The following is a 12,150-nucleotide window of genomic DNA, read 5'->3' as shown; positions in this document are numbered from 1 at the left end:
TGAGAAATATATTCTCACCACGATTCGGGCTATGCGGGCTGCTTCTTGTTAGGTTATCGGTATTTCTAATTACAGTGCTTTTGAGCATTCGCTTTAGTGTGCAAGAGCTAATAAGTAATAACGATAACCTTGCAGAATTTGAAAATGGGTACTGTTTCAGCATGGCTTTATTTTATCTTATTTTTACGGTTGGTTTGATTGTAGTTTTCATTGGATATGGAACAGTCGATATAGGAGCAAAGAGGATATTTTATTTTATCAGTTTTATTTTTATGGCATTTACTCTTGCTGTTGTAAATAACATTGTTATCTCGGCGGTTGTGGAAGATGGCTTTTTAGTCGGATATTTGCTGGCTGGAGTGGCGGCAATCTGGTTGATAACAGAATTCGTCGCGATGAGAATGCAAGAGGATTTCGTTAATGCAGAAGTCGTTCATATGATTGAAATTAAAGAAGATTTTTATATTGAAATATTACTAGCGAATCAAAGAAAAGAGCAGCGGTTGAATGGTGAATAGCGTACTTGATGTGTGTGGTTGTACTTTTAATAGAGTAGGTCGACGTGAACTATACTTGCCTCTTGTAGTTCTTGCATCCTATTAACTTTGATGTTCAAGAATGTGTTTGGATGCTTTTAGGGATATAATTCTTATTTCTGCTATAGTCGCAGACTCTAGTGGAGATTGTTGAAGCTCCGAATACTTGGTGGTATCCGGTCTTGATTCTATTGCGCGTGTAGCATCCAGTGTGTTGAAGACGTGAAATATAAAGAATACAATTCGAGAGATGTTATTGCAGGATGTGTGAATGCTGCTATTGTGAAATCTGTATTGATTCCCCTTCTCTCTTTTGGGTCTATCCCTATGTTTTTGGCAATCCGTTGTCGTGATTTCTGAGTGAAATTCTCGGGGATAGATTCCAAGTACGGTGATATGGCCCATTAACAACTGTTGATGGGCCTGGTTTTCGCGGGGGTTAGGTTGCGACTGGTCGACCAGTCGGTTTCTCTCTGTAGTACTCCTTGTTCTTGAGCAGCGCGTAGATGACGTTGTACCGGCGTCTAGTTAATCGCATGAGCGGGGTGCATTATGGCGCTCGCCTTCTGCTCGTTTGCGCACGTAATAAGTTCGGGATGTTACATTACTTCGGACGGCAAGAAAAGCTTCAGTAGAACAGTGGATTGTTCAGTCATTTATTCCCTGCCCTAGCTGAATCCTCTCCGCGAATTGATGAACCTAATCGTCGTGTCACAGGGGCAATTCTTATGTAGGAGGCCAAATGGACCGAATGAGGAAAAGTCGGATTCGACACCGATAGAAAACCGGATCTGTGCTGCGGTCTTGATCCAGATTCCTGGGCTGCTTGATTCAGGACCTGGGAAAGAGGGCAATCCACGATTCTGTTCTCGACTTGGTTGGCAATAGTATCTCGTTGGGCTCTCAGTGTTTTAATATTGGCTGCCAATTTTTTCTGGGGGGGCAAACTCGGTGGCCTCAGCGCCTGGAACAGTAACGGTTTGCGCTGCTAACGCCGCGAAGATGTTATCGACCAGTGTTGCTGTGGTTTTGGTGGGGGCGACATCCAGTTGAGCCCCCTTGCCCGCCCCCTCTTTTTAGCCCTGTTGGACCCTTGTAGTGGATTAGTAAGTCCAGTACTGGGGTTCGGGTAAGTGTGTTGCCAGCGAAAGCATGCTCCAGGCCTAGGTAGATTTGGGTAAGGATACTGTGCAACCGGTAAACGATTTAGGTGCAGTCGCGGGCAATGTCGTCATCGAAGACGGACAATATATTCAGCTCGGAAAGTACTTCATCGTTGAGACTTACCGCACGTGGCGTATGGGGCATTGTGCGGGTGGTATCGGCGATGAGCGAGGTGCCTCGCGTTTGTCTGTTTACGCACACCCCGGGTGGAGGTCGGCAGCTTTGCGCAACGCCAGGCCGAGTAGGTATGCGACTTCGCAGTTACAGTCACGAGCTACAGCGATGGGAAGCGCATTAATAGTTTTGGGTTGGTGGGCGGTAGTTAAGGCTGCGCCTCGATCCTGAAAGTCATTGAACAGTGCTGCTAGTTCGGATTTGAGTTGTGGTAGCGGTTTGTCGAAAACCTTGTTGCCTTCACGGTCGAAGGTACAGGTCTGATAATTAGATTTTCTGATGTCTAGGCCGAGGAATATGTCAATGGAATGCTTCGGTGACATGTTGAGCTTCTAGAAAAAGGAGTTGGGTATGTCGTTGTTCGAGTTGCTGGCGTCATGACATTCGGGAAGCACACCCACGTCTACACTGAGGCCTGGATATAGGTTCCGGTCGTGTTCCTATTAGCTGTCATCGAATTTCTTGGTGTCGGGCGGTACCACCTCGGATTATTGAAACTACGTGACGATTGAGCCATACCGGGACCAGCGGCTATCCCCATTATCGGGGATGTTCTCAAAGTAACGGAGCAGCGAAAACTGTGCTTTGGCATTGCAGATTGTCTCGCGTTGCTCCGTGTTTGAATTCGAGTGGGGGTATGCGATTTGGTCAGAAAACGCAAATCCCGTTGGTTGAAGATGTTGATTCTAATGGAGGTAGGACGGTATGTATCGCAAAGAGCTTAACCGCTGTTTAGGCGAACCGTTGTGGACCGATACCGCAATCATTTTGTAAAATGACTACTTAACTCGTTTTAATTATTCCTGCGAGCAATGAGTATTTGGTTAAACTTCAAATTATATTTGCTTTTAGTATGTGTGATTAAGTTTCGATATAATTTTATCTGAAAGAAAATAGCTTTACCAATTAATGAATCGTGGTTTTATGGTCTCTTGAATACCTGAAAAAGGTCAAAGATAATAAGTGGTTTGTAAATCTTTGATCAAATTCAAATCCTGGATCCTTTGTTAGGCTGTGTAGTAGCAACGGTTGCACGAAGGTTTTCGAGAAGCTGATCAAACTTAACCTTCTCATTTGATTGTCTTCCAAGTATTGGGTCGTACATGAAGTTAGTTACTGGAAACTGTTGAGAGAGGAATTCTCCAAGCTCGTAACTGGCTTTGCGTACGTCGTGGTCGACAAGATCAAGATCCATTATTTCCCAAATTCCAAAAAGTCTTCGCTGGAATTCGTTTCGTGCTCGTATTCCTTCTTCACATAGGGTTTTGTGGTTAGGAGATACTTCCACCGTTTGATTAAGTTCGGGGCTCGTCATTTCTGACTGTAGGTTTCTCAAGGATTGAAAGAAGGTCTTAACTGCATCCTTTTGATTTTGTGATAGTTTTCTTTGGTGTGCCTTCACTTCGTCGTCGTTTCGTTGTTTGTCGTCGTGAAGGATCTTCAAATAGTTCATTCCGAATGTCATCACTGATCCAATAAAAGCGGTAATTGTAGGAATCAGGGTGTGCCAGATTTCTATTTCCATTTCTCTCCCGGCTTTGCAAGGCGCCTTAAGGCAACAGCTCCGAAGGCGCACCAACCATCGTTATGACCAGCTGGTCACGAGCACGCGAGGCCGCTACGTAGAGTAGTGCCCGCTCACGCTGCAGTGCATCGTTTTGCTCGGACTCGGCGAGGGCATTGAATCCGAAGATCTTCGGCATATTGTCCAAGGAAACATCCGCGAGAATGACATTGGTAAATTCCATCCCCTTCGCATTGTGCATGGTCATCACCGACACCTCGTTCTTCAATGTGACAGCTCCGGAGCGATCTCCGGAGACCGAGATACCCCTCTCACCGAGGAATGTCTTTAGCTCATCAGACTGTCGGTTGGTTCGGGTAAGAATACCGACATGCATCGATGGGGAATCAGAGTCGAGCCACTGTTTGACCGTGGTTGCGATGATGTCGAACTCTTCCTGCTTGTCAGCTGCGTGCGCGATGATTGGCGCCGGGCCATTGGCAAGCGAACGGTAGCCAACGAGAGTATCGTTTTCAGCTTCCGAGTCAATCCACTCTGCACCCTCCAGAATCGAGGTTGCGTAGGAGAGATTTTGCGCGGTGGTTCGGTAGTTGACGCGGAGTCGTTTGGTTGCACCACCTCGGGTTTCAATACCGTAGTTTCGCAATATAATGCGGCGTCCATAGATTCGCTGGTGAGAGTCCTCTGCGATGAAGATGTCATCTGCCCCCTTGGCTACCGCTGCCCGAAGGAAACGCCAATGACCTGCATGGAAGTCCTGGGCTTCGTCGATAAGCGCATGCTCGAACATTGGGACGCCGCGGTGCTCGAGCACTTCGGCACCGACGACGGCGAGGGCGGGGAAAGGGAGCTGCTCTTCAAGCTCGCAGGAACGCAGGAATGAGCGGCAGATAGCCCACACCTTCTTGCGTTCGGCGCGGTTGAGCGAGGTACCGCGCCCCTGACGGGAAACGCGCAGGTACTCCTTTTCGGTGCTGATGGATGAGGTGAGGATGACATCGACGAGCTCGCCGCGGAGGAATTCCGGCTGGAGCTTAGAGGGATGCATGCCTTCGCCGTGGAGCTCAGCGGCTTCCTGCCACATCTGATCCTCTTGATAATCGCCCAAGGGCCGGGGGACGAAAGAACCGTGGATTCCCAAAGCGGATTCCATAGCTGCTTCAAGTTCTGAGGTCTGGGCGTTGTCCAATACCCGGCGGACAAGTGCATCGATGCCAGAGATCCACAGACCCGGAGCGCCGTGGGAGGAAGCTTCCGGGAAGGACGGATCGAGTGTGCTCATCAGGGTCTTCAACTGGTTTGCGAGACCTCGCGTAAAGGTAGTCAGCAGAATGCTAGAACCGGGGTACTTCTCCGCCAGGTACTTCGCGCGGTGAACAAGCACAACCGTCTTGCCAGTACCCGCGCCACCTACGACGCGAGCGGAACCCTTGTGATCGCCAAAGGCGGCCTTGCGCTGGGAGTGGTGCAGGAATACTCGCCACTCTTGGAAGGAGCCCTTCTCCCAAATCTCCTGAAGCTCCTCTTCGGAAGCTTCAAACACAAGTCCCTTTTCCTTGAGCTGAGTGACAATCTCGTCACCGCCAAGCTCGGCTTCGTCGGTGGGAGAAGCGGGGGCCAGACCGAGGTCTTCCTTGACCTCATCAATGGTCAGTCCCGCAATCAGGCCGACGATGGCATCCTTCTCCCAATCTGGGCTCTTAGCCAGCAGAGATTCGAGGTCATCCTCAGATTCGGCCCGCCACGTCGCACCGATGGAAACCTTGGAGATTCCAAGCTGAGTTTCCAACGCTTCTTGGTCAATCCCCGCGTCCATCAGTGTCTTACGTGGGGGAACGGCTGGCATAACGACGGTCGTTGTCTCACCCTGTTGCGTCTCCGTTCGCGACGCAGGTGCCTCCGCCTCACTGTCCTCCGTGCTTTCAGATTCATCGTGGGCGGCTGCAGCCTCCTGTTCTGCCTGGAGTTTCGCCAGCTTTTCTGCTGCTAGCTGCTGAGCACGTGATTCGATTTCGGCCGCGACATCGGCTTCATTGTCTTCGGTTTCTTCGACGACAAAATCAAGAACACCATTGACAGGATTACTGCGAATACGAAGTCTGGCCGCATAAGCGTTGGCCTCATCGTGGTTGTCAATCTTCATCAGAAGAAAATGACGCTGTTTGGATCCTTCGAGCTCAATCAGCACAGCTCTGTACTGGTCTGTGACTCTCGCCGTCCGCACACGAGGATCTACGGCATTCTTCAGTGGCTTCACTTTTAGAGAAGGGTTTGACGGATTCTCCCGCAGCTTCTCAATGAACTGCATCGTTTGCTTTTCGAAGCCCTTAATGGACTTGAAATCGCTTGCAAAGAAAACGTTGGCGGACATTTATTTAGACCTTTCTGTACTAGCTACGAGAGAAGAGAATCAGGAATAGCAGATGTTGTGAATCCATCGGAGTCGATGATTGTCCAACCATCCGCCACAGCAGCGGCAAAGGACTTTGCATCGCCAGGGAAAACCAGGGCTACATGCTTATCTGGCCAACTTACCGCAGTGGGAATGCCGTTAATCTCTCCACCGATGTCTGAAGGCTCGATGACATGTGAGGCCACCATAAGTTGCAGTGCTGCGACGACCTCGGACTCATCGCCTCGATACTCATCGATAGCCTCTGCCCACATGCCGGTCGCTGTTAATGTTTCCACCACAGATTCGTCATGGTCTGTCACTTCGGCAGCCCCGAAAGTCTCGGACAATGTGTCAGTCATGCCAGGCGCAGTCGGTGTTGCGGGCGTGGCACTTGGAGAGACATTTTCCACGCTAATGACATTGCGGCCAGCCGCATAAGCATTGAGGTAGAGCAAATTAGCCAAGTTCAGGAACCAATTCCAGATTTCTGTATTTGGAGTGCCATCCTCAACACGGAAATCGAGGAAGAACTGTGACCCCTTAACGCCGCACTCAATCAGTGGCCCAAATGCGCCTGGGGCCGTCGATGCCTTCGCCAACGTGTGCAAACCAGCAGCTTTAGAAAGGATGTCCCAGGGCTTTCTCGGGTTCTCGAGTATGGCCAAAAGCTGCGTCATTGGGTCTGCCAGTAGTAAGGCGTGCAAGCTGTCTTCGAGGTTTAGCTTCCCGTTGAGCGGTTGACGGAAACTATTAACGAACCATGAAGGGGCGTTAGGGATATTCCCTTTCACTGTGTTTTGGCGAGCTTCCAGGTCCTTCATGGTCAAAGACCACGGCACGATACCGTCAGCGTAGAGCGCGTTACGACGAGCAATATCGTCTGCCACACGATTGTGAGTGGTACTCGCATGGAATTGCACACCGTCGACGTAAACAGCAATCCGGTCGAGATCTGCACCATCTACATCAAAGTAAAAATCCGGTATTGTGATGGAACCCAAGTTACCGGGGAGCTTCTTCTGCTCTTCCATCTTCCATGTCATCTTGGAGTTGGGGAACTTAATGGTCCATAGAGCATTAAGTCCGCGAGTCGACTCGTTGACCACTGCACCTGCAGATTTCAAGTCGGCACGCAGTTGCTCGAGGAACATCGCTTCCAGCTCAGACCTTTCAGACTGAGCTGGCTTCTCATTGGTGATACGGCCGTGCCAGGAGTCCTCTGGAATGTGTGCATCAGAATCTTCTGGGTGCGCGTCGTCGAGAAGAATTTTGATCAGGGTCGCCAGGGCAGATTCCCGTGAGACGACATCCACATCACGAGCTGGTGTGAAAGGTAACAAGTAATGAGGGCAGGCCTTTAGCGAGGTCTTGCCGCACTCACAGTTGCGGAGTTTGTTATAAGCCTTAATCAGTAGGCGATGAATATCAGCGGAATCGGTGAATTGCGAAAGATAACCTGTTCCGCCAGGAATAGAGTCGTGGAGCAGCAGCATCTGGTGGACGCTGCCGTTTGATGCAGTGAATACTGAAGTGACATCGAGATGATTGGGATTGCCACCCAGATATTCCTTGAACCCCATCTTCAGCGCGGCAATTAGCGACGGGATAGCGCTAGTGTCTGTCGTCGATACAGAGGTGGGAAGGTGCATGAGAACACCCTGTGTTTGTAAACGACGGCCTAGAGCGAACTCGATAGTGTCTTCGTCACGAGCGTGTCGCAGAGAACACCAGGGTTTGTGATCCTGCCAGCGGTTAGCGCCTGCTTCAGAATCGACGTGTCCGCACTCGCGACATACTCGGAACATTGGTGCTTCAACTTCAGTGCCGGCAAGGTATTGACGGGCGCCGCCAGCAGGTTTACCTAGATTCAGCCAGCGCAATTCCACTGTGGGGAGATACTGAATACCGAAGCCCGTGTCAGCCAGGTACCAGCTTTCGCCCAACCCTCCATCTGGAATCACCATCGATAGGGCTCGCTCAAATCGTGTTGGGCGGCGATCATCGAAACGGTCCGTAATAGCCGAACGCGAGTAGTCCACTGATGCGGAAACTTTCCGCATCTCGACGACACTCTTAACTTGCGAAATATCGCCGAATTTAGCTTCACCGCACTGTGGGCATGGCCCCTTATTCGGTACCTCTCCTGCACCTGGATAAATCGCTGAATAGGAGCAAGACGGGCAGATTCGCCACTTTTCTAAGGCTGAATTCTGTGGCCCAAGATCTACTGAATCCACAGTGGCTGCAATGCCTTGGGCATAGAACGTCGCGCCGGGCGCAAGCTCGAACAGGGCAGAGGAAATACCACGCGAGTATTCGCGTGCCTCTGTTTGAAATTCACCCGTCGTTGCGTCCGTCCTAGAAATTGAGACTGAGAATTCCACAGAGTCATCAAGCAAGGTGAAGTTTGGCAAGATACCAAATCGCTCTAGCGCGGAGACCCAATGCTCGGAGTCAAAAGAGTCCTGCAGTTGAGCGCGAGTGAACCTGTAAGCGGCGCGTGTTTTTCGCAGCTTCAACCTGATTTCATCATCAGCAATAGCTGTTTCAGCTTCTCTCTCAAGCTGGTCAAGCAACTCTTCGAGGACTTTACGGCGGCCGATAAGTACCTGACGTGCCGCGCGCCAGTCCTTTTCAGCCCTGCGCAGCTGCTCGGCGAAGCCTTCCCGTACCCATTCGCGAAGTTCATCGAGAACGCTCGGGCGGGTTAGTCCCTCAATCGTGGACGCAAATTCGTCAACTAGGCTCTCAACTCCTGCCTCGAGCCGCTGGACCAGCTCAGAAACCAGGTTCTTGCCGCCGATACCGAATACTGAATTCGCATAGCGAGGTTTCACTTCGGTTTGAGTGAAGTCAATCGAATCAATCAAATAGCCTGCAAATTGGCGATGAAGAATTTCGCGTGCGGAAAGAAACGCTGCCGGCGGTTGGACTTCGCCGCCGATAGTTTCGGTCGGGTTCGTCAGCCGAGCAAGTGCTTTCTGGCGGCCGACTACCATGGCCAACACCAGGGAATTACCGGTGAGACGCCCGGCGCGGCCAACTCGCTGTACGTACGACGCGACCGTGTCTGGCAAAGAGGCCAGCATCACCGTAGATAGGTCACCGATGTCGATACCCATTTCTAGCGTTGGGGTAGCGACGAGGATATTCGGTGCATCTGCGTTTTGCTTATCGACCGGTTTTTTGAATTCTTTTTCCAGCTCGACTCGTTCATCAGAGTCGAGAAGACCAGTGTGTTCCTTGGCCACCACGGTTCGTGAGTTTCGGGAGTGGTAGAGCCGACGGTAGTAATTATCGTGATTTTCGGTGATACCGAAAGTCCCTTCACATCCCAGGGAAATACACGGTGAGCCATCGAGCAGTTCACGTCCGTGGGAATCGACCGCAAGACGACGCTGGCACACTGAGCACTCGAGAATCTCGCTCCTTTCTTCGGGGCAGATCACGATACGGGATGGCGATAGCGTATAAATTGTTCCACCGCTATCGGTGGTCACAGCATTGACAATTGCCCGGTCAGCCAAAGTCTTGAACAGCGAAGTTACTAGGTGTGCTGCATCGCTGGTTGAAATCTTCAGCATTGAAGCGGTCCACCGCGCATACGCGCCGCGTGCACTGGAAAGTGGGTTGAACGAATAGTCTGTTTTCTCAGTTGGAAGGGGTTTACCGACGCGCGGGAAAGAAGGAGCGCCACCACGGGGGAACTTAGGGATTCCTCGAGCCGATGCTTCACGACGGTTCAGAAGATATGCATTGCCGTCATGCTTCAAGTAACTCCGAAGCAGGTTAGTCTCGATGCCACCTGCTTGACGCATGTATTCCAATATGCCTCGAGCCCAAGCAACGTCCCGTGCTCCGAGAGATTCCGCTTGCGATGCAGGACTATCTTCGCGGAGCATTCCCAGTTCGCCGATGACCTCATCGAGCTCTGCATCCGATACGTCGACGCCGACACTCAGAGCGCCGGTTGATACAAGAGATCGAGACAGATCAGAGCGATCACCAAATTCCAATGCCAAGTCGAGTTCGAGAACATCGCGCAATAGCTCGGTAGCGCGCTCTCGATCCTTTTTACCGGCAAGGGGGTCCCAGAATCCGCGGAAGCGTTGATTCTCGGCGACCCAAGGTGGCAACAGCTCAAATTTGGCGCGGCTCGGGGAGGAATCCTGATCCGTCGAGTCAATCAACTTACTCGGCAGTTCGCTGAGCCGAATTGGGGTATCGCCAACCATTTGTCGCGTGCGGGTTCGAATTGCAAAGGTGCGAGCTCGGGATTGCACAAAACCAGCTCGGTGTGCGGCATCCTGGACAGAGTCGACAAAGACAAGAGATTTCTTCTCACTATCATCCAGGTCGCCCATGCCGAACAGGTTCGAAATTGCTACCGAAAGTAAGGTTGCGACTGATGAGCCGAGGTAGCGAATGGAATTGGTTTCTCCGCAGGACGGGCATGACTGTTTCTTGGCTAAATCCTCTGTATTCTCGCCTGAATAAGTGAGTACAGGAACGATACCGCCCTGTTCTTTTTCCTCTTCACTTGGTTCCGAAGTTGAGAGTTGCTCTTCGCGGACATTGAGCCAAAAAATTCCCGCCGATTCATCTTCTGTCCTGTAGTGCCCGGACGTAATTTCGCTCGTGGCATCTAGCAGGGGACGCATGAGGAAACCATTGTAAATCGACTGTTGACGAATTTTTTTGCCGCTGGTTTCAATTGATTCTTCGCCAGCGGCCAGGGCAGTCATCCAGCCCGAGCGACCGCAGTTGCGGCAGTAGCATGCGGGGAGCCAGTAGCTCTCGTTGTAGGAATTTTCGGTGCCGTTATCCGACCAGCGGAACATCGCGTCATCATCGTTCAGACTGTCGGTTGCTCCCAGGCCCACACGCCGATCCACGCGGGAGACTTCTCTTACCCAGAGATGTGTTTCTACACCAGGAAATTTCTTACCGTTCCATCCGTGAAGCCCACCAAACTTCGCACGCAAGTACGCAATCTCAGTTAAAGCATGGGAAAGAAACTCGGCAGCACCATTGTCGGGTAGACGCTGCACTTCGGCATCGAAAACAGCTTCGACCAAAGTTCCATCGGAAGAATCAGCGCTTCCTAGCTGAATTGGAGTGGAGGTGTTTTCCAGAATTTTGACTACGAGCTCGCTTGTCGACGCTGCCGCGACCGCCACATCGACATCTTCATTGCATCCAAATACCCGCTCGCAGAACACGCGATGCACAATCGCATCATGCTCAGCGGTGCCTTCGGCGGATTGATGAGCAATTTCATCATTGATGGCCACCACAACATCGCGAGAAGGCATCGATGTAGATGTGGAGGCCACACCAGTAAAGTCTGCGATTGTATTTTGCCAGCTTGGAATATCCAGTGTGGTTTCACGAACAATGGCATCCGGAGAAAGCTTTTCACCAAAAATGGTGTGGGCAAAATGGAGGATTTCCTCGGTGGCTTTCTCTCCACTACCCAGCGTGGCAGAGGTTGCCACGGGCGTAATCTTGCCTAGCGGTCGTGCCGATTCAGCCTCATTGAGAAAACCTTCGGGCTGATGTTTCTTTAGACGCAATCCCATCCGGCGCAGCAAGAGTGCAACGTCTGTACCCTGAGCGCCGTCATAGGTGTGGAACTCATCGAGCGCCACGTACTGAAGTGTGGTGGCAGACCTCTGCCAGATTTCGGCATCTGCATCACGAAGCAATAGCTGATCCAGCATTTTATAGTTGGTCAGCAGGATATCTGGTGGCGATTGCCGCATTGTCTCGCGGTCAGTAATTAGCCCAGTTTCGCTGGCCGACATCTGGTCGCCCTGATTCTCACCGGTGTAAATACCTGCTCGAATCCCAGCTAACTCAGGCTCTGTAGAAATCAGCGAGGCCAGTCGTGCCGCCTGGTCATTAGCCAGCGCGTTCATAGGGTAGAGGATGAGCGCCTTTACACCGCCTGAACGACCGCGTAGTCGTTCCCGTCGGCAATGATCCAGAATCGGGTACAGGAATGACTCGGTCTTACCTGAGCCAGTACCTGTGACCACCAGAGTTGGTTCGGGGCGACGCTCTTTGCCATCGCTTAACGACGACAACCTTCTAAATGCTTCAGCTTGGTGGCGGTACGGAACAAACCACTCCGGTAGCCACTCCAGCAGGCCTTCCCATCGCGTTGCCGGTGCATAGGGTAGACGCGTGCGGATGTAGGGCCCGTGGAACATTCCATTGACTGGGTCTTTGAGGAAGCGCTCTAGATTTTCAGCAGTGTTTCGTTCGGCGAGCGAAAAACTCGTGGTCAAATATTCGCTCAACCCATCGAGTACATGCTCGGCAGCGTAGGCAGGCAGAAGGCTGGACACGGC

The 12,150-nt window shown here is 51.4% G+C and carries 5 protein-coding genes; 1 reads left to right on the top strand and 4 read right to left on the bottom strand.

Features of this window, described 5'->3' with window-relative positions; genetic code table 11:
* Positions 1-80: 80 nt before the first annotated feature.
* A complete protein-coding gene (locus tag CORAM0001_RS08065) occupies positions 81-518 on the top strand; it encodes a hypothetical protein (RefSeq protein ID WP_157752544.1) in 438 nt (145 codons plus the stop codon).
* Positions 519-1,891: 1,373 nt separating this feature from the next.
* Here the strand turns inward: CORAM0001_RS08065 and CORAM0001_RS11540 are convergent.
* From CORAM0001_RS11540 to CORAM0001_RS08045, 4 genes are all read right to left on the bottom strand, one after another.
* The gene (locus tag CORAM0001_RS11540) at positions 1,892-2,197 is read right to left on the bottom strand and encodes an IS110 family transposase (protein ID WP_050773632.1); all 306 of its coding nucleotides are present in this window, start codon (positions 2,195-2,197) and stop codon (positions 1,892-1,894) included.
* A 665-nt stretch (positions 2,198-2,862) separates the two neighbouring features.
* Entirely contained in the window at positions 2,863-3,399 is a 537-nt protein-coding gene (locus tag CORAM0001_RS08055) for a hypothetical protein (protein WP_040361636.1), read from the bottom strand.
* Positions 3,400-3,424: 25 nt separating this feature from the next.
* Positions 3,425-5,770, bottom strand: a complete 2,346-nt coding sequence (locus CORAM0001_RS08050; protein ID WP_005511246.1) for a 3'-5' exonuclease — start codon at positions 5,768-5,770, stop codon at positions 3,425-3,427.
* A 23-nt stretch (positions 5,771-5,793) separates the two neighbouring features.
* Positions 5,794-12,147 (bottom strand): DEAD/DEAH box helicase, encoded by a 6,354-nt coding sequence (locus CORAM0001_RS08045; protein ID WP_005511234.1) that lies wholly within the window; start codon positions 12,145-12,147, stop codon positions 5,794-5,796.
* Positions 12,148-12,150: the final 3 nt, after the last annotated feature.

The sequence above is a fragment of the Corynebacterium amycolatum SK46 genome (assembly GCF_000173655.1).
In the GTDB taxonomy this organism is placed as follows: domain Bacteria; phylum Actinomycetota; class Actinomycetes; order Mycobacteriales; family Mycobacteriaceae; genus Corynebacterium; species Corynebacterium amycolatum_A.
The sequence above is the reverse complement of the archived record's forward strand: the minus strand, read 5'-3'. Positions and strand labels throughout refer to the sequence as shown.